Source organism: Reichenbachiella sp., from assembly GCF_039944555.1.
In the GTDB taxonomy this organism is placed as follows: domain Bacteria; phylum Bacteroidota; class Bacteroidia; order Cytophagales; family Cyclobacteriaceae; genus Reichenbachiella.
Map to the genome: position 1 here is coordinate 261,027 of NZ_JBDUYN010000008.1, position 21,968 is coordinate 282,994.

Consider the following 21,968-nt stretch of genomic DNA (forward strand, 5'->3'; position numbering starts at 1 on the left):
GTTCTGCCTATCGGCTGTCATATTTTTGATGGCCAATGACGCTCGGTGTCAGGAGGAAATTTTGCAAAGAAGAACCTCGATTGATTGTGAGAATATTTCCTTGCATGAAGCGCTAAAAAAAATTGAAGTCTCCGCCCGAGTTACCTTTTCATATAGTAGCAAGCAAATATCTTCATCCGAAAAAGTCTCACTCAAAGTCACGGATCGTCCATTACAAGAAATTCTAGATCGTTTGTTTCAATATCAAAACATTGAATATCTGGTCATAGAAGGCAAAATTATCTTAAAGCAATCAAAAGCAGATCTTACAAAAGTCAAATATACCGTCAGTGGTCATATCCAGGATGCCGATGACGGTGAGACGCTGATTGGCGCAACGGTTCTGGTTACCGACCTGGCGCAGGGCTCCATCTCCAACACTTATGGATTCTATTCAATCACATTGCCAGCAGGCTCTTACAAGCTCAAATATTCATTTGTAGGCTACAAAGATGTTGTTCAGAACATCGAACTACGAGCTAACCAACAGGTTGATATGAAGCTGGCACTGAATACGGCCCAACTGGACGAGATAATAGTGTCTCCGGATGATTCCACTACAATTATTGAAAACATACATACAAACTCCTATGCTATAGACCATGAGACCGTTCTTTTGAAAACCGCTGCGATGGGTGAATCTGACGTCATTAAATCATTGGATATAATCCCTGGCATACAGCTTTTTCGTGACGGTTCTACTTTCTTCAATGTAAGAGGAGGCGATCGTGATCAAAATCAAATTCTGGTAGACGAAGCCCCAATCTATAACCCTGCGCATTTTATGGGTCTTTTCAGTTCTATAATTCCGGAATCAATCAAGGACATGAAAATGTATCGAGGAGATCTGCCGGCCAGTTTTGGAGGACGGTTGTCATCCGTCTTAGATATAAAGACGCGGGACGGTAATCTGAGGAAATTTAGCGTAAACGGGAGTCTTGGCCTCATTTCAGCCCGCCTGGCTGTAGAAGGCCCCATCAAAAAGGAAAAGAGTTCATTCTTTATTTCCGGTCGTCGTTCGTATATCCAGAGCGTATTGAAATCTGCAGATTCTGATCTAAACAAAATCTATTTCTCAGATTTCACCGCCAAGACTAATGTGTGGATCAATCAGAAAAATCGTTTGTTTCTATCCACCTATCTCGGAAGAGACGAGTTCAGTACAGACGGTGGTATCGAATGGGGGAACAAAGCCGGGACTATACGCTGGAATCACATTTACAATAGTCGGTTATTTTCTAATACCACTTTCTATTCAAGCAAGTATGAATATACTTTGATCCAATCGCCTGAATTCATCTGGAAAAATCACATTTCCAACGTGAGCTTAAAAATGGATTTCACTAATTATCTAAGTCTCTCCAATACGCTGAAGTTCGGATTCAAGTTGAGCGGTCATAATTTCAATCCTGGTAATGTTGAAGATCAAACCGGCAATATCCCTACTGGTCAACCTTTTGTGCCTAAGAAAAATGCAACGGAGCTTGCCCTTTACCTAAGTCATGATCAAAAAATCGGCGATCACTGGCTCATTACCTACGGACTTAGATTGAGTAGCTGGACCAACATCGGTAAGACGATTGAATATGAAATTGATGAGGATTACACAGTGGTCGATTCTACCGTCTATGATACCAGAGATTCCTACAATGACTACGGCAATTTGGAACCACGTCTTAGCCTGACTTATATTGTTAATTCCAAAAATATAGCCAAGCTCAATTATTCGAGGTCAGCACAATACATTAATTTAATCAGCAACTCCATAAGTCCGTTCAACAACCTCGAAGTATGGCTGCCCGCCAGCGTTAATATCAAACCACAAATAGCTGATCAATTCTCCCTGGGTTGGTTTAGGACATCAGAAAAATGGCAACTGAGTGTAGAAGGCTATTATAAATTCATGCAAAACCAGCTGGATTATGTAAATCAAGCAAATATTCTTCTCAATCCTTATTTGGAAGCGGAATTGAGGTCCGGAGATGGCAAGGCGTACGGATTAGAAACCTCACTGACCAAAAGAACCGGCAAATGGACAGGAACCATATCTTATACTTATTCCAAGTCTGTCAGAAAAATATCTGGTATCAACGATGGAAAGGAATATGTATCACTTTGGGACAAACCACATCAATTTGCTATTAATGGCAATTGGTTACGTTCAAAAAGAATGACACTCTCCGCCACACTCTATATTAGCTCCGGAGGACCGATTACTACACCCACATCCTTTTATGAATATTCAGGGCGTACAATTCCAATTTATGGTAATAAAAACAACGACAGACTTCCGGTGTACCATCGCTACGACATGTCTATCAATTTTCGCCTAAATAAGACCGACAGAAAATTCAACCATTATCTGTCATTCTCACTATTCAATCTGTATGCACAGAAAAATAGCATCCTGCTCAATTTTAACAAAATAGAAGAAGGAGATAAGCATGTGGTTCCATCTAATACTTTGGGAGCCAATCCCGTGGTTTCGTCTCAGGTGTTTGTTTACAATATTGTACCATCTATTAGCTATTCATTCAAATTATGAGGAGTCTTAGATACATAGTATTGCTCTTATGTCCTTGGTTCATACTTTGCTGTGAAGAAAGCTTCGATTGGAAAACTGAAGGTCTGGAAGAACCACTTTTGGTCGTAGAAGCCCTTCTCACCAACGAGAAAAAAAGGCATCAAGTGAAACTTAGTCTGACCAGAGATGATCTGGCTCAAATGCCCGAGTATGTCGATAATGCTTTTGTCTTTATCCATGATGGAGATACCTCCACGCTACTTGCCAAAGACCCCAATCAGCCGGGCGTATATTTGACAGATTCTATTCGAGCCCTTTTCGGTAAATTTTATACGCTATTCATCGTCTATAACCAAAAGGAATATTTCGCGCTGGCCACCTCATCGTTTGGAGCACCTCTTGAACCGCTCATCACCTCAGAAACTGAGGATGGTCAATTGGAATACGTCTACCAGGAAAGTAGCTCCCCGTCCATGACAGAAGTGGAAATCAGATGGACAGACCTTGATGAATCTTCTGACCCGGATATCAGGGCATATTACTATACCTTGAATGTAATCGACATCAACAAAGTTTTTGCTCCGGACAAGGAGAAAATAATATTTCCGAAAGGAGCGCAAGTGACTCGAAAAAAGTACTCCCTTACGCAAAATCATCAAGATTTTCTTAGATCGCTTCTGTCAGAGACAGACTGGCGAGGTGGCCTGTTTGATGTCGCTCCGGGAAATGTAAATACCAATTTGAGTGAGGGCGCCGTAGGTTACTTTGCTGTCTCTATGGTAAGTACAGATGTGTCTCAAGTAGAGTGAAAACAATTTTTTCACTCTGATTATCAATTAGTTAAGTAACTTTTTAATAAAAAATAGATTTTCACAAAGGGTAAACAAGGGTTGGCGTGTGATAGTATCGAAATCAATAACAAAGTAAAGATCTAAAAAAATTAAAATCACATACACATGAAAACTTTAAATCTAAATACACTGTTGATCGCATCGTCCTTCCTCTTGCTGACTATGGCATGTGATGATGCTCTGGAACAAACTTCGTCGGGTGAAAATATCGTACCTGCTAAATTCAAAGTGGACGTACCTGAAACACTGACTACCTCTCCCGCCAATGGCAGGACAAAAAACGGATTATCTAAAGATGAGCTCAACGGCAACGAAATTTATGAAGCCTTGAGCGCATACATTAAGATTGGTGAGGCCTCCGCAGAAATTATAGAAGCAATTATGACGAGTATCGGTAATATTGGTATTCATGGCGTCATATTTATTGCTTATGAAAGCGATGACGATGGCAGAGTAAAAAATCTGACCGTTACTGAAAATTCGGATTTTGAAGGAAAAACCTACCAATATCAGTTGACAGTAACTGATGCAGATTCAGAAAGTAATGACGACGGAGGTAAAGCCATGCAAGTCTTTTGGAACCTGGACCCTATAGAAGGTATAGCAATTCTTAAGCCCTATAACATTGACCGGGTAAAGGATATCGACGCTGGAGATGCAATCTACAGAATAGACTACAGCGAAGTGGAAACTGATGGATACGAAGCGCATATGATTGTGTCAATCAGCAATCTTCCATTAGCCAATCCATTAGATGACCCATATTCAATCGACAACCTGAAAATGTTTGTTGGTAAGACTGGAGATGTTGTCGACGTTTATGGAAACTCTAATCATCCTAATGCGTCCTTTTTCACCAGTGACGCTGGATTTACCTGGTCATTCGTTGCTTCAGGCATCGACAGTGAAGATATTGGAGTTGCGGAAGTGGGATTACCTCCTAATAATCTGGACGAAACCGACAGAACTGTAATTCTTGAAGATTATGCGATCAAAACAGTATTTTCTGATCAGATATCTACTGTATGGCCTAACCTGGATCAAAATCTAATTGACCAATACCTGACCAATACTGAAGCTCCAGGATTTTTTGCGAAGAATGGCTTTGTGCAAGGAGGCACCTCTCCCAGCGCTGATTATGACCCGCTGGTCTTGAGAATTCAGGATTTGACGCCATATAAACCGCTAGACATTAAGAACCTTACGGTTGAGTTTAAATAGCTGATTGATTACCAAAGGCCTTGTTTACTCATAGCAAGGCCTTTTTGTTTTGCAAGAAATTATGAAATTGAAATAATTTTCTAGCTGAGGATAAATTCAACCCATATAAATTTAAGAGCTTCAATTACAGATTACTTACGTCAACATTTGAAGCGCAAAATCAACTCTAGTGCCCTCTTAGCAAATATTGATTTTAACAAACTACCCTTAGTATTCATTGGTTTTTACAAGATGAGCCATATCACGACTAGCAATGATATTCATTGTTTTCAGACGAAATCTGAACAAGAGAAAACAAACATCATTACAAGTACATATAGCACTAATCTTAAAATCAATACTCCCGCCTTTATATTATTTTCTCCACCATACCAAAATGAAAAAGGGGTTGCTCCCTCTGCAACCCCTAAATAAAAACCAGAGCCTTAAACACGCTCTTATTTTTAGAATGCATATGGCGAATGATTTTCATCCAAAAAATGTAAGAAATTTATATTTCGGAAACTAATGGCCACAGGAAAGCAGATGCTATGACCATTGTTTTATTACATTTAAGAATTCTACAGGCGCGAAGAACCATTTCAAGCGTTAGCTGGCCATATCAGTTATTTCTTGTGGCACTCTTGATTTTGGCAATTACAGGGACAGTGATTAAAGCGAGTCAGCCTCAAGGCAGCATAATGCTGTCATTCGCGTTTGCTGGGATCATAGGATCTTTTCATTGGTTCAGACCAGATTATCAGTTTCTAAGAACATACTTTATCGAGTATCGTTGGCTATGTTTTGCAGAATATACCGTTTTGTCTATTCCGTTCCTAATTGCAGTTCTGATGTCGCCCAACAGCTACTTAGCTCTTTGTTATTTAGCCTTTCTACTTAGCCTGACTTACTTGATTAAGCCATTTAGACGAACGTCAGGAAAGACGAAATCGTTATCATTCATTCCCAACTCGTTCTTCGAATGGAAAAGCGGATTAAGAAAATATTTTTACCCTATGCTAACCATCTGGCTATTGGGTATGTTGTTCTCCTTTCAAATGGGAGTAAGTATTATCTCTATCTTTCTTTTAGGCTTGATTTCACTTGGATTTTACGATAATTGTGAGCCACTGAGCATACTGAGTGCTTCGCGACTGGGACAAAGAGCCTTTCTTTGGACCAGAATTAAAGGTCTGTTATTCGCATCATCCCTGATGTATTTGCCTTTGCTCTTGCTATTCTTTGTTTTCCATCCCGTCCACTGGTTTATTCCATCAATAATAGCACTTGTTGTTTTGTCTTATCAGTTTTATGCTTTGACCATAAAGTATGCCTTCTACGAACCTAACACCAAATCGAGCAAAAACACGGTACTGCTTTCCCTAGGTGCCCTAGTGTTTGTACTTCCATTTATTTTACCAGCTATCTGGGTCCTTACAGTTCGATTATATTTTAAATCCATAAAAAAACTAAGTTTCTATTTAAATGATTACAATTAATAATCTTACCGTTAGCTACGGTAGTGAGAAAATGGTCATTAATAACCTTCATCTGTCACTTTCTTCCGGACAAATTCATGGTCTTGTGGGATTGAACGGAGCTGGAAAAACAAGCTTACTCGATGCGCTACATGGATTACTCCGGCCTACATCTGGTAGTATGAAATACCAAGAAAGACCCTTGAACAAGAAAGATATCAGTTTCTTGCCAACCGAAAATTACTTCTACCCAAGCATTACCGGAAGAGAATATTTAAACCTATTTCCAAATACTGACTTTCAAATTGAAGACTGGAATGAACTGTTTCACCTTCCTCTAGACCAGCTGATTGACGGTTATTCTACAGGAATGAAAAAGAAACTCGCCATACTGGGTGTACTCAAAGAGGATAAGCCAATATTGATTCTGGATGAGCCTTTCAATGGTTTGGATCTGGAGACTGGAAGAACGTTACACTCGATTCTTTCAAACTTAAAATCAAAGCAAAAAACCATACTCATAACTTCTCATATCTTGGATTCATTGATAGATTTATGCGATGAGATTCACTATCTTGAAGCAGGAATGATCAAAATCAGCATCCAAAAGGAAAATTTTGAATCGTTCAAAGAAGAGCTGTTCGAAAAGATGGCTCAAAAAACCAAGGGCAAACTCGATATGTTGTTGTAACTGTGACTGAAAGTAGACCGCGAAATAAACTTCTGAATTTCATTCATTTTATGAATGCCAAGTACAGAGAGTTCGTCCTGTTCACTCTGCTCATGGTCATAATATTGATCGTATTTGAGTCATTTCAGCAATACTATTACATTCTACAATTCAACCTGGTACCACCATCGAGTTTTACGTTTTCAGAATTGATAATCGGACAGACCTATCGTTGGTTAATGTGGTTGGCTATAACCTTGGCCTATTTTGGAACTACCATCTATAGTGGCCAGTCTGACAAGCTTTTCAAAATTACAAGACCATGGCCGAGTGCCTTTCATTTGATGATATTAATTGGCATCAATGTACTTATTGCTTCCATTCTTCGGTTCTTTTTGAATGACCAAGCTATTAGTCTGGACAACCTGTGGGATAATTGTGTGTTTTATTTTTTTCAAAAAACTCCCATTTATACTTTGGCACATGGAGCCATGCTGGGTCTGTTTCACTTGGTGAACTCCAATCAGAACCTGGTCGTTGAAATTCTTGACCTGAAAAATCAAAAAGAATTAACCACGTCGGAGACTCCGCAGGCTCTTTCTATTAAAATAGGTACGCGCAATAAGATCATTCCCCTTAGTGATATCGTTTGGATAGAAGCATACGATTACTGCGTGAAAATTCATACCATCTATCAACATGCTTACGCCATGCGTAATTCACTGAAAGCTTTGGAAAAGAGGTTGCTTGAGCATCAATTTCTACGGGTTCATCGAAAGGCGATTGTTAATATGAATAAGGTATTGGAAGTTACTTATAATTCATCCTCATTTTTAACGCTTGAAGATCAGACCAAAATTGATATTGCTCAAAGCAGAATAAAAAACATTAAAACCTTTTTTGGATAATTGATGTTTGTCCATAAAATCGATATTTAAAACATGATCAGCTACACTAAATACACTCACGACTTACGATTTCCTCCTCTCATAGTAGTTGTTTTTATCATTCTTCTTCTCAATGCGTGTAGCTCAGATAACGATCCGACACCTGCTGAAAATCAATACCTAGAATCCTATACTAAAGTCGCCGACTATGGTGCCGTTCTTTTGCAATTTGGGGCAAGCCAACAGGGATTGTCATCCGTGGCAAGTCAGCTCAAATACGACATCGCGATATATGAAATTGAGTATAAGACGAACTACTTGGGGTCAGAAATTATCGCATCAGGCTTGATTGGAGTTCCCAACACGAATGAAGAAGTTCCCATTTTAAGTTTTCAGCATGGCACGATAGCGGCCAACAGTGATGCACCAACCGAAAGCGCTGAAGGTGTATTTTATGCCTCTTTTGCATCACTTGGATACATCTCGCTTATTCCTGACTTTATTGGTTTTGGCAGTTCTTCAGAGATCTTGCATCCTTATTATAATGAAGACCTGATGGCCAGCTCCATTATTGATATGATTAGGGCTGCGAAAGAGTTCATTGCGGAAAATGACATAAATTCTGATAATAGGCTTTTACTGGCAGGATACTCAGAGGGCGGTTATGCTACCATGGTCACCCATAAAGCGATTGAGGAAAAGTATGAAAGTGAATTTGATTTGATTGCCTCTGCCCCAGCTTCGGGCGGATATGATCTAGTGGCCATGAAAGATTATATGGTGTCTCAGGATACTTACGCTCAGCCATTTTATCTGGCATTTGTCACAGTAGTTTACGCAGGCATCAATAATTGGACAACACTTGTTTCTGATCTTTTCAATGAACCGTATGCTTCGGCTATTCCAGCACTATTTGATGGAAACAATAGCGGTAGCCAAATAAACGCTGCCCTGACTACAGATGTATCGGCCTTGCTTACTGAAGACTTTCGGCTTAATTCTAATAGCGACTCAAAATATGAACAGCTTAATGAGGAGTTGCTAAATAACAGCCCAATTGACTGGCAACCTATCCATCCGATGTATATGTACCATGGTACCGCCGATATCACCGTTCCGTTTGAAAATTCCCAGTCCGCCTATGACAAGCTCATAAGTGCTGGTGCGTCTGCTGACAAAGTATCATTTGTTTCTCTCGAAGGAGCAAATCACAGTACGGGAATAGCTCCTTATATCATTAGCATAATCGACCTTTTCAACAATCTGAAATGACCTGGTAGATTAGCCGATCTCTCTTTCCCGCTGATCAGACTGCTTGCTTACTGCAAAACTTGCTACGCTCCCTGCATGAACTTAGGGTAATTCAATTTCTGCATTGATATTGTCTCAAAAAACAAAAATTATGAAAACTCAAATGATATGTGTGCTACTCGCACTATTTTGCTTCAACTGCTTTGCTCAATACGATTATGCACCCAGCAAAGATTACCCATATGGCAGACCTCACCCCGATGCTCCAAAACAAATCATGGATTATGAACCTATGATCGGACAATGCCAATGCAAATCTTTTCGAAAGGGGTCAGATGGCAACTGGGGTGAACCTGTAGATATGGTTTGGACTTTCCAATATATTATGAATGGAAAGGGAGTTCAGGATTTTACGTTGAAATCTGATGGGTCTCATGGCGGCAGCATACGGCAATATGACATAGATAGTGCCACATGGAACGTGCATTATTATAGTTCTCTTTCTACGGGTGTTGGTCCTCTATCCAATTGGACGGGCAATAGAGAAGATGGTAAAATTGTACTTTACAAACCTCAAAAATCTCCACAAGGTTATGATGGATTTTCAAGATTAACCTTCTACGACTTTTCAGAAAATGGATATAAATGGATCGGAGAATGGGTTGATGTGGGTAACACCATTGTCTTTCCTTTCTGGAAAATTGAATGTAAACGGGAATAAAAATAAGCTGAAAGAGTGATTGTTTCTTCGAATCAATTACTCTTCAGCCCATCTTCTGAATTACAGGTGAAATTAAGCAGGTTGAACCAAGATCTTGTGCCTTTCAGATGGGCTATGCACATTTGGTTCATCATAATAATTAATCTTTCCCAACTGAACTTAAACGCCAAAATAAATAATAGATCTATTTATTGCAAATGGTGCTACTGTCATCGCGCAGTAACTTATTTCTTGTATTGGTAAAAAACATACATATTTGGTATCTTGAAATTGGCCCAAATCGAGCCACTCAATATGCCTCAAAAGTTATTCGACTTTCAGAATAGAAACATCAATCAAACAGGATATGCAATTCTATTTGGTGTAAGCTCTATGCTCTTAGGCTTTGTGCAATTCAGCGTGCCTGGTGTTGAAGGCGTATCGAGCGACTTTAGAGAAGTACCCCTTTTGATCAGCCTATTTTACCTGAAGCACCCCATTTTCATTGCCATAGAGTGCATCATTACCACAGCTAACATCCCACCTGACGCATCTTATATCGGTTCTTTTGCGATGCATTTTTTTCCTCTTTGGCTGGGTCTATTCTTTTACAATCAAGTACTCAGTAATAGAACAACTACACATTGGAAGCTAACATTACTCTGGATTTTATTCACAACTGCTTACTATTATCTTCTGATAATTCCCATCATGATGTTGATCAATGAGCTATTTGAATTGACACAAGGAATGGATTTTTTAAATAATTACTGGAGCGTGATTTTCTCTATAAGGTTTGAAACACTTAGCACTATTTTAATTACAAGCATTTTTTTGGTACAACTGAAGACCAGACAATCGCTTCAGGAGCATGAAAAGAACTTGGTTGTTACCATCAATGACAAGACCAAGGCGTTGGCGGACGCTAACGCTGAGCTAAAAATAATGAATGAAAATCTTGACCAACTGGTGAAAGAACGTACACAAAAGGTTCATGATCAGTTCGATCAATTACTTAAATATGCTCATCACAACTCTCATGAAGTCCGAGCACCTCTTAGTCGTATGCAAGGCCTGATGTCTATCATCATGCGGGAAAAGGATAACCAGGTCAAGATGGATCTGATTGAAAAGTTGAAAATATCTTCTGAAGAATTGGATGCAGTCATTATCGAAATGAACCAAATATTGGAATCCGAAATACTTAAAGAGAAGAAATGAAGTACTGAAGGTCGCTTTGCTGCACTATCCTTCGATTTCTTTCACCAGGTCTTCATACCACTGCTCTCCGTACTTCCTGATAAGTGGCTCTTTTAAAAATTTATAGATTGGTACTTTCAGTTCGTCACCCAACTGGCAAGCAGGATCGCAAATATCCCACTGATCATAATTCAATGCATCATAATGATCGTACTTGGTGATTCTAATGGGGTATAGGTGGCAGGAAATCGGTTTTTTCCATTTTGTCTTTCCATCCAGATAGGCTTGCTCGATGGCGCATTTGAGGATGTTTTTCTCATCATAAATAGCAAAAGCGCATTCCTTTCCATTGATAGTAGTGGTAGAATAATCACCTTCCTCATCGAGGATATAAGTACCTTCCTTTTCAATTGCAGCCAATCCTTCATCTGATAAATAGGGCTTCACTGCTTCCAGCACCTCCTCTATTTCAGGTAGCTCGTTTATTTCCAATGGCGCACCTAGATCTCCTTCTACACAACAGGCTCCATGGCACTTGTTGAGATCACACACAAAGTGCCTTTCTTTGATGTCGTCGGATAATACAGCATTGTCGAGAATGATCATATTTACTTATTTACAAGACAAAGTTAAAAGATCAAAAAGTATTAAGCGATAAGTAAACTGGAATTGACAAGTAATATATGCGCCTCAAAAATTCTAAATTCGCATATGTCTTTTGAAATCATAGAACCCAAATTAAATCAAGTCCCCATTCTGGTGAGTGTACCACACTGCGGTACGGAGATTCCAGACTCGATTCGGAGCCAGTACGATCCGGAAATGATTCAAGCCATTGACGATACCGACTGGTTTGTTGATCAATTGTACGATTTTGTCAGTGATTTGGGAATCAAAATGGTCAAAGCCAAATACAGCCGGTGGGTAATTGATCTTAATAGAACTGCCGATAGCAAGCCACTGTATGATGACGGTCGGGTAATTACCGCACTATGCCCAACCACCAACTTCAATAGCAAGCCGATTTATCTGAGCAAAGGACCTGATCAGGAAGAAATCAATCAACGAATAAGTAGCTACTATTACCCATATTATGACCAGGTTCGCCTTGAGCTTACAAAGTTGCAAAGACAATACAAACATGTTTTGTTCTTCGATGCACATTCCATCCGGCAATTCGTACCTGGAATTCGAACCGAAAAATTTCCTGATCTAATTCTTGGAGATGTAGATGAAAAATCTGCCGATTCTGATATCATTCGAGCTGCGACTGAGATACTTGGAGCGTCAGGCTTTTCGTTCAACCACAACCACCCATTCAAAGGAGGTAATTTGACACGAACTTTTGGGCAACCCGAAAAGCACATCCATGCCTTGCAGCTGGAGATGGCTAAAACAGTGTACATGGATGATAGTGAAACAAAGTATGACCAAATAAGAGCAGAAAAAATCAGAAAATATCTACGCAGAATGTTCGAAGAACTGATCGCCACTTTAAACGAAATGAACAAATGAGTAAAGTTTGGAAATTCGACGGCCTACTACAGGAGGAAGGATGGCTCACGCCGTGCTACGTCAAAACTGATTCAAAGGGTCATATTGAAGAAATTTCTCAAATCAGACCAAACGATACTGGACATTTGGAGTCGGTTGAAGGGTTTGTCATTCCAGGCTTTCAGAATTCTCACTCCCACTCCTTTCAATATGCCATGTCTGGTCTGGCAGAGATTCACCCAGACCCGGCCTCTCAGGATGATTTTTGGAGCTGGAGAGAAACCATGTACAGTATCGCTCTCTCTATGAACCCTGATCAGTTTGAGCATATTGCGGCCATGCTTTATGCTGAAATGCTGTCTCATGGCTACACACATGTGGCAGAGTTCCATTATGTACATCACAACAAAGACGGAAGACCCTATTCCAATCTTGCAGAAATGGGAGAGCGGTTAGTCTCAGCTGCAAAAACGGCGGGGATAGGAATTACGCTGGTTCCAATTTTTTACCAAAAAGGAGGATTTGGAAAGAAGGCCGTTGAAAAACAGAGAAGATTCATTTCTAAAACATCGGCAGATTACCTCGAACTACTGTCTGCCTCAGACAAAGCAACAAATAACTACAGCAAAGCCAATATAGGACTGGGTATTCATTCCCTAAGGGCTGTGGATCAGCATTCGATTGGTGAGGCATTTCAAGAGAGCAAACATTCACCTATACATATTCATATAGCCGAGCAACTCAAAGAAGTAGAAGATAGTTTGGCCTTTTACAATCAGCGACCCGTAGAATGGTTGCTGGACAATTTCAACGTCAACAAAAAATTTCATTTAGTCCACGCCACCCATCTTAGTGAAAATGAAGTTGCGGGAATCGCTAGGTCGGGCGCTCATGTAGTGCTGTGTCCATCTACGGAAGGCAATCTTGGTGACGGAATTTTTCCACTTCATTCCTTTCAAGAGCAAAGTGGCAATTGGTCGATTGGCACTGACAGTCACATAGGCCTAAATCCTCTGGAAGAACTTCGAATACTGGACTATGGGCAACGCTTGACGACTCATCGTCGAAATCAATTCATCTCCCCGACCAATGGAGATTCGGGCCTGTTTGCAGTGGACATGGCACTCACTTCAGGAAGAAAGGCCATGGGTAATTCCAACGAAACTTATTTCAAGATAGGACAACCGATGGATGCAGTCGTTATTGATTCTAAGAGCCCATTGATCGCAACTTGCGAAGCAAAAAACATACTGTCTACCTTGGTCTATAGTGGAGATAGAACCAACGTATACGGAACACTAGTCGATGGTGAATGGAAAGTAAAGGACGGGAGGCATCAGAAATTAGATGGTATACTGTCCAACTTCAAAAAATCGCTTAGTGAATTAAAAATAAGGTAATTAGAGATAAGTGTCTATCTCTTTCAGAATATCAGAAGTCAATGGCTTAGTGAAAAGCTTCTGTACCTCCCGATATTGATCAGCTAATTCTGCATCCTGATAGTATTGAGAAGAAGTTAAAACAAAGAGCTTAATCTTCTCACTCTCTACCGAGGTCATCATTTTCCGATACTCTCGAATGAAATCCCATCCGCTTATGGTAGGCATATTAATATCCAGTAAGATTACATCTGGTAATTCCTCAGAATTGTTCTTAACTAAATCCTCCAAATGGGTAAGCCCCTTTGTGGAACTGGTGAGAGATTCTACTGACATTTCAGGATTATAATCTTTGATGACCTTAGTGCAAATCAGATTATTTATTTCGTCATCATCAATTATTAGAACCTTAATTTGTTTTGCCATTATACTTATTAGAGGTGGTGGACAATAAGACCGTCAATTTAATTTAAAAATATGAGAATAAGGAAATAAATCAGCCATTGACCCTCATCCATATAAAAATAAACAAGAACCTATCTGTGGGCATTTCCGTTTCCAAACCAAACAAAAAACTTGAACTAATGAAAAAGAACTTAACAATTTCGACCACTACCCTTTTGATCGTATGTCTCATGACAACTTTCAACATAAACGCGCAGCAAAGAGCCAGCCCGGCCAAAGTTTCCGAAGCCACCGTAAATGGCAACAATATTACAATTAAGTACAGCAGCCCATCGAAAAAAGGCAGAGATATTTTTGGAGCATTAGAACCTTATGGTAAGGTATGGCGAACAGGAGCAAATGAGGCTACTACTATTGAACTCTCAAAAGACGCTACTGTAGGTGGCGTGGCTGTGAAAGCAGGCAAGTATGCCTTGTTCACCATTCCAGGTGAAAAAGAATGGACGGTAATTATCAATGCAGATGCTAAGCAGTGGGGAGCTTTTAAATATGATCAATCGAAAGACATAGGAAGATTTACAACTTCACCATCTACACTGAGTGATACTGTCGAAAGTTTTACTATCGATGCGAACGACTCGGGAACGGTTGCCTTAAGCTGGGACAAAACTAAAGTGGAATTCAGCATTAAGTAAAATATTTTTTCTTGTAAAAAAAGGCTCTGAATTGAATTTCAGAGCCTTTTTTGTGTTTACTGAAAATAAAATGAAACATTAATCGTAATTTTACGATAATAGGTTTAGTTAAAAATTAATCGTAATTTTACAATCAATATGAAAACATCAGAATTTTTAAGCATCCTCAAAGAAAATCCCGATTTGGGATTGGAATTTGAAATCGAAAGTGGAAAGTTCGTAAAGCCGACCTTCCACATCACCGAGGTAAAGAATGTCTCCATTGAATCGGTAGACTGCGGTGGTAACCCTGATAGTTACAAACAGACCATTGTTCAGCTCATGGTCAATCCCCTTGAGGAAATGAGAAGGCCATGGTCGGCTCAAAAAGCACTGGACATTTTCAACAAAGTAGAGGCCTTGAAGCCTATGGATCATGAAGCCGAAATATTTTTCGAATATGGTGATCTTGAAATCCGTACCTCCAACTTTAGCGTTGAAGACATACTTTTTGCTGACGGAAATATTAGACTTGAGCTATTCGCTAAACCTACAGTTTGTAAGCCAAGTTTGACTCCCGGTGCCAAACAGTGCTGCTGACGACATGAGTCGTTCAGAACGAAACTTTAACAATACTGTGGTTCGTATCTTCACGAACCACTATTTCATTGACAGCAACCCGCTTATCTCTAAAACAATCAAATGAAAAACCTTATTATTCTTTGTACTGGTAATAGCTGTAGAAGCCAAATTGCAGATGGCTATTTCAAACATTTTGCCAATGATGAATTGAAAGTTTACAGTGCAGGTATTGAAACTCATGGTGTAAATCCCAGAGCTATTAAAGTTATGGCTGAAGATGGTATTGATATTTCGGCCAACACTTCGAACAATATCACAGAATATCTTGATGTCAACTTCGATTATATCATTACCGTATGCGACCACGCACAAGAAAACTGTCCGTACATCCCGGGTAGTGGAGAACGTGTTCACTACAACTTCCCTGACCCTGCCAAGGCCACAGGAACAGAAGACCAAATTTTGGATAGTTTCAGGTCAACACAAGGTATGATTAAGGACTTTGCTAAAAAATTTGTTGAAGATCGGGGACTATGACTATAGTCCCTTTGCTACCGAATCATTGGCCGGCAGTAGAGAAAATCTATCAGGACGGTATTGACACTGGGCAAGCGACTTTCGAAACTACTACTCCCTCTTGGGAGGTCTGGGATAAAGGTCATTTTGATACACCCAGATTGGTCATGCTAGATAATAGTAATAAAGTTCAGGGTTGGGCAGCCCTATCCCCTGTTTCCAAGCGCAAGGTCTATAGTGGTGTAGCTGAAGTAAGTGTCTATATAGCCACCAATCATAGAGGGAAGGGAATTGGAAAAAGGTTATTAGAAGAATTGATTATTCAGTCCGAAACCGCTGAGGTTTGGATGTTGCAGGCCGTTACCTTTCCGGAAAACGAGGCGAGTGTCAAATTACATCAAAGTCTCGGTTTCCGATTAGTGGGCAGAAGGGAAAAGATTGCTCAACAACATGGTATTTGGAGAGATACGGTATTGCTAGAGCGACGGGCCACAGACGGCTAACCCAGGAAACATCATTAGACCTGTTGCTTAAAACCATATCTGCTCCTCTTGGTTTCAACAAGGTTTTTTTGGCCTATATTACAGATCAATCAACCTAACATCTTTACCAATTATGACGATTAGAAGCCTAACCCCTTCATTGCTGATTGCACTTGTGCTTTCCATAACAATTACCTCGTGCAACCGCAAAGCCCACATCTATGTCTACAAGAGTCAGGAAAATAATTTCAACTTCCCGGAAAAGGAACTAAACCTCCCCTCTACAGGTATCTGTTTTTCAGGTGGTGGGACCAGAGCCATGACCTCCGCCATTGGCCAAATGAAGGCTCTGGACAGTCTCAACCTATGGAGTAAGGTGGGGTACATTTCATCTGTTTCGGGGGGTAGTTGGGCATCTTCTATTTTCACGTATTACCAGCCTACGCCCAACGGCCCAAAAAATGACAGTGAATTGCTAGGAACACCTCTGGGGGCAAAACAATTGACAATTGCTGAGTTAGAAGCCCCTATTTCGGTCAAACGCATGACTCATGTGATGACAAAAAACCTTACAGGTAAACTCCTTGAATACCTACTCAAAGGAGATCTGAGCCGTGGTTTACTTGAAAAACCACAAGATATCTGGATTGACGCCGTCGGTGCTACTTACTTACAACCCTTTGGGTTATACGGAGGAGAGAAAAAATACTTTACGCTCAATGACTCGACCGCCAAGAGCATCGTAAGGCGATCTCCCAAGCTCAAGCTTTCAGTTGCCGATTTCTACGTGGTACATCGGCAAGCCGAGGATGTCAAGCGCCCTTATCTGATCATCAATTCTGCTGTACTAGCACCTGCTGAACTCCTACCATTACCCAAGCCGGACTCAATGACGGGATTCAATTATTCACCGTTAGGTGTAGGGTTAGCAAAATTTCAAGAGATCTCGGTAAATAAAGAAATAGAAGGAATAATCAATTATCCTGTAGGCGGTGGTTTCATTGAACCATATGCTATGGGTGGTTCAGCGCCAATCGGTGCCACTGCTCCATGTGGGAATGTCAATCATTGTGCTACCATTGAATTGCCGACAATGCACAAATTCAGACTGGCGGACGCTGTCGGAACGAGTAGTGCAGCTTTTGCCTCAACCTTGGCTCAAAGTATTCCAGCCGAAATCCTCTCCGAAGTGCTCGCCAGAGGATCTATCATACCAGAAGAACCGTACTGGTCAGTTGAAAGACCTCAAATACCAGCAAAGCCCTATCGATTTGCAGACGGTGGCAATCTCGAAAACTATGGCATTATTTCTTTGATCCAGCGAAAAGTAAAAAAAATAGTGGTCTTCATCAATACAAGTAGCCCGATAGACACCACTTTCGTCGCTGGTCAGTCTGCACCTACTGCCAAAACAATCGACTATGATTTTTATACCCTCTTCGCAGATTATAAGTACGAAGACTTTACCGCAAATCAGACTTTTTCCAAGGAGGACTTTGTAAATGTCTTCAATCAATTCAAGAAATGTATCCGTGACAGCACAACGGTATTGGCAAGGGTAAAGACGAAGACCATTACAAATGATTGGTGGGGAATTCCAGCTGGTCAGGAAGTAGAAATCTTATGGATCTACAACTATAGCGTGCCAAAGTGGGAGGATCAACTTAATTCAACGATCAGAAACGAGTTGAGTAAAGGGGAAAATGGCATGTTCCCCAATTTCCCTCATTATAGTACCATGTTTCCTTACATGAAAGACAGGCTTGTCGAACTATCTCCAGCAATGACCAAGCTCTTGTATGAACTCCAATTTTGGAATGTATTTGAGAATGGAGACACTTTTCAAGATTTCTTTAAGAATTAAGGAAGGAAATTCGCGCAATTATTTTTAGGGAGGACAAATTCAATACCCGTACTTGTCCTTCCACTGCGCTTTCAGTTTTTTTCGCATTTCTTCCTCACGGGGATTCTTACCGGGTTTAAAAAGTACCTTACCTTTTAGCTCTTCAGGCATAAATTCATAGTCCACAAAATTTCCGGAATGATCATGTGCATATTGATAGCCCTGTCCGTAGCCTATTTCTTTCATGAGTTTGGTCGGTGCATTTCGAATACCAAGCGGTATCGAAAGATCTCCAGTCTCTTGTACCAATCGCTGTGCGTCCTTGATAGCCACATAGGATGCGTTGCTCTTGGCAGAACAAGCCAGATAAGTCACGCACTGACTGAGTATAATTCTAGATTCCGGATAACCGATCACGTTCACAGCTTGAAAGGCATTATTCGCTATCACCAAGGCAGTAGGGTTGGCATTTCCAATATCCTCAGAGGCTAATATCAACAATCGTCTGGCAATGAACTTCACATCCTCCCCTCCTTCAATCATACGTGCGAGATAATAAACTGCCGCATTGGGGTCGCTGCCGCGAATTGACTTGATAAAGGCGGAGATGATGTCATAGTGCATCTCTCCACTTTTGTCATAAATGGCTGCTTTTTTCTGTGCGATCTCTGTGACCACGTCGTTGGTAACGATAGCTTTTTTACCTAACGAATCTACCACCAATTCCAGCAGGTTTAAAAGCTTACGACCATCGCCACCAGACAATCTCATCAAGGCTTGATCTTCTTTAATTTCAATTTTCTTGTCCTTAAAAATATCAGGGTGATTAATGGCCTTGTCTATGAGATCATTGAGGTTTTCTTTAGCCAGGGCATTGAGTGTATAGACTTGACATCTGGATAGCAGGGCGGCATTTACTTCGAAACTTGGGTTTTCTGTAGTAGCTCCAATTAATGACACCTGGCCTTTTTCTACCGCGCCAAGGAGCGCATCCTGCTGTCCTTTATTGAAGCGATGAATCTCATCTATAAAGAGTATGGACTTGCTCCCTAATCTTGATTTTTGAATCACATCACGAATGTCTTTCACGCCGGCGCTTATTGCACTAAGTGTGAAAAAAGGCATTTTAGCCGAATTGGCAATGATGTTGGCAATCGTAGTTTTGCCAACTCCCGGAGGTCCCCAAAGAATCATAGACGGTACGGCACCCGAATTAATAGCACGTTTAAGAATGTTCTTCAGATGATCCTGACCGACCAGTTCATCCAATGTTTGTGGTCTCAGTTTTTCCGCTAGAGGAATGGGATTGTCAAGCATAATATACGCTACGAAAAATGAAGAAAAAAGAATGGAAAATTACATGGAATCCATGAGATAATCCGCATGGAATGTATACAAGTTCGTTCGCTTGATGGGCATACTGCTAGATTTTAGCATGTTTCGTAAACAGATCCGCTGTGCTGAAATGAGAAAAGAAGATCAATTTTCGTCTTCAGGCTCATCCGGAGTTTCAAGGTTTTCTTCAGGAGCAATCTCTTCCGAAGCAGGTACCCCATCGACCGGCTCTTCAACGGCTTCTTCGGGTTGGTCCTGAACCTCGTCATTCTTCTTCTTGAACAGTCCTCCCAGACCCTTCTTTTTCACTTCCGTTGTATCAGACTCCTGCAATTGTTCTTCTTCCAGTTTTTCGGGCGATGGAGGGGGACGATTGTCTATAAATAGCTCTCCATAATACTTGTTGTAATACACTTGTTCCTGATTGTACCCATTATCAAGCGCATAACGATATTTGTATTTGGGCCCTTCCGGTTCCTCTTCCTCCACTTGTGCCAGCAGTGGTGCGGTAGAAAGCGAGTCTACACCCAATGTATCGGTATCAACAAAATCCTCGGCAATGAAATCACCCTGATCAATTATCATCTCGGAAGTGGTGTCCACCGGGATTGGTGCCAGAACATTTTTCTTAGGGGCGGTCATCAACTCGTAATTCTTTCTGAATAGGCTTGTATGTTTGTTCACTCCATACTTAGTTCTTCGGCCAGCCATGGCAAATTTGGGGGTACTGTCATTGGCAAAATAGGAGTATTTGGCCAGACGCATAGAATCATCCAGAATATATGTACTCTGAAAAGCCGGGCATACCACGTTGTCTTTACAAGAGTAAATCACAAGGCATAACACAAATAATATAGGAAAACTAGTTCTCCTCACAAACTCACAAATTTTATCAAATTAGAGATTAGGTGGATACAATCACTAACCCTCAAAAATGGATAATATTTCCTGATTAATATAATTATTTGATTCAATTCTCAACATTGAATTGGCCGTATAAATCAAATATGAACATATAATCTTTAAATAATCCTAGTTAACTACTTTAGCATGGCGTAGACCTTGTGATATGCAGCATCAACCCATTCCTTATACATTTTTCCTGAAGGATGCAGCCCATCCTCTGCGACAAGTGAACGGTCTTCAGCAGCTCGTCTACTTCCTGGTGTGATATCAACAAAAACCACTTGATAACTGTCGCAAATCGTCTTGGCTATGCTGTTATATTCGTCGAGTTCTCTGGCAATTTTTGAAGGATTTTTATCGGAAGCAAAAGGCGTAACACCATAGTCTGGTATGGACACAACAAAGGTACGGTCTCCTCTCCCACCGGCAAACGCAATAGCTTGTTTGAGTAATAATTCAAATTCAGTTTTGTATTGCTCGATCGGGTAACCTCGGTATTGATTGTTTACCCCGATAAGCAATGAGACGAGATCGTAGTTATTCGAAGGTTTTTCCTTATCGATGGCAGCTTGCAATTCATCTGTGGTCCAGCCGGTGGTGGCAATAATTTCAGGTAATTCCATTTTGATTCCATCACCTACCAATCTCCCCTGTAAAACATGGGGCCACCTTTCATCTGCTGCGACTGCTTCACCAATTGTATATGAATCACCTAGTGCCAGGTATTTATATGCCATTTTATGCGCTTTTCATTTTCGAATGCTGTGCATCAAATAAAAGCAATTGCAGATAGAGTACAAAATGAGGATATCAAGAGCGCAGTAAAATTTTGTTGTTCAAATGGCCAATTAACTTTTTGAAATAAAAGTCATAGGTATGCCTGATCTAGAGCTTATTTTTTGGCCTTCGCGCAGACCGCCTAAGTGCTCTCTATCGTAATACCAAATGATTTCTACCTCTTCCAGAGCGCTGCGCTCGCTCCAAACCTTGGTGAGTACCTGATAGATCCACCCCAAAGAGCCTGTTTCCATTATATCAAGGTCAATTCTAATTTTTTTAAGCCGGTTTCCGTGGTTGTAGTACGAATCAAGAAGTTCCAAAACTTTTGTACGAAAGGCAGACATTTTTAAAGAAAGATAAATTTGTCCCTGGATCAATAAAGAATTGTCAATAACAGATATGCCTGCAAATGGAGTGGTTGATGTTTCCTCTATCATATAGCTTCTGAGCTTGTAGGCATCGATAGCCTGAAGGTGGTTTCTGAGCATAGTTAGTTTATTTTTTTATTTAAAATATTACAACTATTTCTCTAAAATACTGCTGCGTATTGAAATGGTAATATGAAGCTAGCCATGTTCTGATAATATCGCAATAGGTACTGATACCTATACGAAAAGCCCTGAAATACCTATTAAATTAAGAAATAGGCGTAACCTGGTATAAATATTAATCAGGCTCGTATTGAGATATTTTGAATAATTGTCAAAATTATATTTCAAATTAATAATGTCGATATTAATTGTTTTACCAGCACAGAGCAAGGGGTAATAAA

General features: G+C 40.4%; 22 protein-coding genes. 16 read left to right on the forward strand and 6 right to left on the reverse strand.

Features of this window, described 5'->3' with window-relative positions; all coding sequences use genetic code 11:
- The first annotated feature begins 61 nt into the window (after positions 1-61).
- The 9 genes from ABJD64_RS14820 (at position 62) to ABJD64_RS14860 (ending at position 10,821) form a co-directional block, all read left to right on the forward strand.
- On the forward strand, positions 62-2,584 hold the full coding sequence (locus ABJD64_RS14820; protein ID WP_348195032.1) for a TonB-dependent receptor: 2,523 nt from the start codon (positions 62-64) through the stop codon (positions 2,582-2,584).
- Positions 2,581-3,372 (forward strand): DUF4249 family protein, encoded by a 792-nt coding sequence (locus ABJD64_RS14825; protein WP_348182866.1) that lies wholly within the window; start codon positions 2,581-2,583, stop codon positions 3,370-3,372. The genes ABJD64_RS14820 and ABJD64_RS14825 overlap by 4 nt, the downstream gene beginning before the upstream one ends.
- A 147-nt stretch (positions 3,373-3,519) precedes the next feature.
- Positions 3,520-4,635, forward strand: a complete 1,116-nt coding sequence (locus tag ABJD64_RS14830; protein ID WP_348182868.1) for a hypothetical protein — start codon at positions 3,520-3,522, stop codon at positions 4,633-4,635.
- A gap of 530 nt (positions 4,636-5,165) precedes the next feature.
- Positions 5,166-6,113 carry a hypothetical protein gene (locus tag ABJD64_RS14835; RefSeq protein WP_348182870.1) on the forward strand — a complete coding sequence of 316 codons (948 nt, stop codon included), beginning with the start codon at positions 5,166-5,168 and terminating at the stop codon, positions 6,111-6,113.
- Positions 6,100-6,783, forward strand: a complete 684-nt coding sequence (locus ABJD64_RS14840) for an ATP-binding cassette domain-containing protein (RefSeq protein WP_348182871.1) — start codon at positions 6,100-6,102, stop codon at positions 6,781-6,783. Before ABJD64_RS14835 ends, ABJD64_RS14840 begins: the two co-directional genes overlap by 14 nt.
- 50 nt (positions 6,784-6,833) lie before the next feature.
- Positions 6,834-7,670 (forward strand): LytTR family DNA-binding domain-containing protein, encoded by an 837-nt coding sequence (locus tag ABJD64_RS14845; protein WP_348182873.1) that lies wholly within the window; start codon positions 6,834-6,836, stop codon positions 7,668-7,670.
- Positions 7,671-7,703: 33 nt separating this feature from the next.
- Positions 7,704-8,921, forward strand: a complete 1,218-nt coding sequence (locus ABJD64_RS14850; RefSeq protein WP_348182875.1) for a lipase family protein — start codon at positions 7,704-7,706, stop codon at positions 8,919-8,921.
- Positions 8,922-9,051: 130 nt separating this feature from the next.
- The gene (locus tag ABJD64_RS14855) at positions 9,052-9,621 is read left to right on the forward strand and encodes a hypothetical protein (RefSeq protein WP_348182877.1); all 570 of its coding nucleotides are present in this window, start codon (positions 9,052-9,054) and stop codon (positions 9,619-9,621) included.
- Between the two features lie 294 nt (positions 9,622-9,915).
- A complete protein-coding gene (locus ABJD64_RS14860) occupies positions 9,916-10,821 on the forward strand; it encodes a hypothetical protein (RefSeq protein ID WP_348182879.1) in 906 nt (301 codons plus the stop codon).
- Between the two features lie 24 nt (positions 10,822-10,845).
- On the opposite strand, the gene ABJD64_RS14865 is transcribed toward ABJD64_RS14860, so the two are convergent.
- Positions 10,846-11,406: a DUF3109 family protein gene (locus ABJD64_RS14865; protein WP_348182880.1), complete on the reverse strand. Its 561-nt coding sequence runs from the start codon at positions 11,404-11,406 to the stop codon at positions 10,846-10,848.
- A gap of 105 nt (positions 11,407-11,511) precedes the next feature.
- On the opposite strand from ABJD64_RS14865, the gene ABJD64_RS14870 reads away from it, so the two are divergent.
- Both ABJD64_RS14870 and hutF read left to right on the forward strand, forming a co-directional pair.
- On the forward strand, positions 11,512-12,315 hold the full coding sequence (locus ABJD64_RS14870) for an N-formylglutamate amidohydrolase (protein WP_348182882.1): 804 nt from the start codon (positions 11,512-11,514) through the stop codon (positions 12,313-12,315).
- Entirely contained in the window at positions 12,312-13,694 is a 1,383-nt protein-coding gene (hutF, locus tag ABJD64_RS14875) for a formimidoylglutamate deiminase (protein WP_348182884.1), read from the forward strand. The genes ABJD64_RS14870 and hutF overlap by 4 nt, the downstream gene beginning before the upstream one ends.
- Here hutF and ABJD64_RS14880 read toward each other — a convergent pair whose 3' ends face one another.
- On the reverse strand, positions 13,695-14,099 hold the full coding sequence (locus ABJD64_RS14880) for a response regulator (RefSeq protein ID WP_348182886.1): 405 nt from the start codon (positions 14,097-14,099) through the stop codon (positions 13,695-13,697).
- Positions 14,100-14,257: 158 nt separating this feature from the next.
- Between ABJD64_RS14880 and ABJD64_RS14885 the strand changes: the two genes are divergently transcribed.
- From ABJD64_RS14885 to ABJD64_RS14905, 5 genes are all read left to right on the forward strand, one after another.
- On the forward strand, positions 14,258-14,773 hold the full coding sequence (locus ABJD64_RS14885; protein WP_348182888.1) for a DUF2911 domain-containing protein: 516 nt from the start codon (positions 14,258-14,260) through the stop codon (positions 14,771-14,773).
- 138 nt (positions 14,774-14,911) lie between these two features.
- Entirely contained in the window at positions 14,912-15,352 is a 441-nt protein-coding gene (locus ABJD64_RS14890) for a DUF6428 family protein (RefSeq protein WP_348182890.1), read from the forward strand.
- Positions 15,353-15,454: 102 nt separating this feature from the next.
- A complete protein-coding gene (locus ABJD64_RS14895; protein ID WP_348182892.1) occupies positions 15,455-15,871 on the forward strand; it encodes an arsenate reductase ArsC in 417 nt (138 codons plus the stop codon).
- Positions 15,868-16,353: an N-acetyltransferase family protein gene (locus tag ABJD64_RS14900; protein WP_348182894.1), complete on the forward strand. Its 486-nt coding sequence runs from the start codon at positions 15,868-15,870 to the stop codon at positions 16,351-16,353. Before ABJD64_RS14895 ends, ABJD64_RS14900 begins: the two co-directional genes overlap by 4 nt.
- Positions 16,354-16,465: 112 nt before the next feature.
- A complete protein-coding gene (locus tag ABJD64_RS14905; RefSeq protein WP_348182896.1) occupies positions 16,466-18,196 on the forward strand; it encodes a hypothetical protein in 1,731 nt (576 codons plus the stop codon).
- Positions 18,197-18,235: 39 nt separating this feature from the next.
- Here ABJD64_RS14905 and ABJD64_RS14910 read toward each other — a convergent pair whose 3' ends face one another.
- From ABJD64_RS14910 to ABJD64_RS14925, 4 genes are all read right to left on the reverse strand, one after another.
- Positions 18,236-19,492 carry a replication-associated recombination protein A gene (locus ABJD64_RS14910; RefSeq protein WP_348182898.1) on the reverse strand — a complete coding sequence of 419 codons (1,257 nt, stop codon included), beginning with the start codon at positions 19,490-19,492 and terminating at the stop codon, positions 18,236-18,238.
- 162 nt (positions 19,493-19,654) lie between these two features.
- Complete coding sequence (locus ABJD64_RS14915; RefSeq protein WP_348182900.1) at positions 19,655-20,386, reverse strand: hypothetical protein; 732 nt, start codon at positions 20,384-20,386, stop codon at positions 19,655-19,657.
- Between the two features lie 164 nt (positions 20,387-20,550).
- The gene (locus tag ABJD64_RS14920) at positions 20,551-21,153 is read right to left on the reverse strand and encodes an SGNH/GDSL hydrolase family protein (RefSeq protein ID WP_348182902.1); all 603 of its coding nucleotides are present in this window, start codon (positions 21,151-21,153) and stop codon (positions 20,551-20,553) included.
- 111 nt (positions 21,154-21,264) lie between these two features.
- Complete coding sequence (locus ABJD64_RS14925; RefSeq protein WP_348182904.1) at positions 21,265-21,684, reverse strand: SiaC family regulatory phosphoprotein; 420 nt, start codon at positions 21,682-21,684, stop codon at positions 21,265-21,267.
- Between the last annotated feature and the right edge of the window lie 284 nt (positions 21,685-21,968).

Coding starts and splice junctions, on each gene's coding strand:
- ABJD64_RS14825 (WP_348182866.1), top strand. CDS start 2,581: ATGAGGAGTCTTAGATACATAGTATTGCTCTTATGTCCTTGGTTCATA.
- ABJD64_RS14830 (WP_348182868.1), top strand. CDS start 3,520: ATGAAAACTTTAAATCTAAATACACTGTTGATCGCATCGTCCTTCCTC.
- ABJD64_RS14835 (WP_348182870.1), top strand. CDS start 5,166: ATGACCATTGTTTTATTACATTTAAGAATTCTACAGGCGCGAAGAACC.
- ABJD64_RS14840 (WP_348182871.1), top strand. CDS start 6,100: ATGATTACAATTAATAATCTTACCGTTAGCTACGGTAGTGAGAAAATG.
- ABJD64_RS14845 (WP_348182873.1), top strand. CDS start 6,834: ATGAATGCCAAGTACAGAGAGTTCGTCCTGTTCACTCTGCTCATGGTC.
- ABJD64_RS14850 (WP_348182875.1), top strand. CDS start 7,704: ATGATCAGCTACACTAAATACACTCACGACTTACGATTTCCTCCTCTC.
- ABJD64_RS14855 (WP_348182877.1), top strand. CDS start 9,052: ATGAAAACTCAAATGATATGTGTGCTACTCGCACTATTTTGCTTCAAC.
- ABJD64_RS14860 (WP_348182879.1), top strand. CDS start 9,916: ATGCCTCAAAAGTTATTCGACTTTCAGAATAGAAACATCAATCAAACA.
- ABJD64_RS14865 (WP_348182880.1), bottom strand. CDS start 11,406: ATGATCATTCTCGACAATGCTGTATTATCCGACGACATCAAAGAAAGG.
- ABJD64_RS14870 (WP_348182882.1), top strand. CDS start 11,512: ATGTCTTTTGAAATCATAGAACCCAAATTAAATCAAGTCCCCATTCTG.
- hutF (WP_348182884.1), top strand. CDS start 12,312: ATGAGTAAAGTTTGGAAATTCGACGGCCTACTACAGGAGGAAGGATGG.
- ABJD64_RS14880 (WP_348182886.1), bottom strand. CDS start 14,099: ATGGCAAAACAAATTAAGGTTCTAATAATTGATGATGACGAAATAAAT.
- ABJD64_RS14885 (WP_348182888.1), top strand. CDS start 14,258: ATGAAAAAGAACTTAACAATTTCGACCACTACCCTTTTGATCGTATGT.
- ABJD64_RS14890 (WP_348182890.1), top strand. CDS start 14,912: ATGAAAACATCAGAATTTTTAAGCATCCTCAAAGAAAATCCCGATTTG.
- ABJD64_RS14895 (WP_348182892.1), top strand. CDS start 15,455: ATGAAAAACCTTATTATTCTTTGTACTGGTAATAGCTGTAGAAGCCAA.
- ABJD64_RS14900 (WP_348182894.1), top strand. CDS start 15,868: ATGACTATAGTCCCTTTGCTACCGAATCATTGGCCGGCAGTAGAGAAA.
- ABJD64_RS14905 (WP_348182896.1), top strand. CDS start 16,466: ATGACGATTAGAAGCCTAACCCCTTCATTGCTGATTGCACTTGTGCTT.
- ABJD64_RS14910 (WP_348182898.1), bottom strand. CDS start 19,492: ATGCTTGACAATCCCATTCCTCTAGCGGAAAAACTGAGACCACAAACA.
- ABJD64_RS14920 (WP_348182902.1), bottom strand. CDS start 21,153: ATGGCATATAAATACCTGGCACTAGGTGATTCATATACAATTGGTGAA.
- ABJD64_RS14925 (WP_348182904.1), bottom strand. CDS start 21,684: ATGCTCAGAAACCACCTTCAGGCTATCGATGCCTACAAGCTCAGAAGC.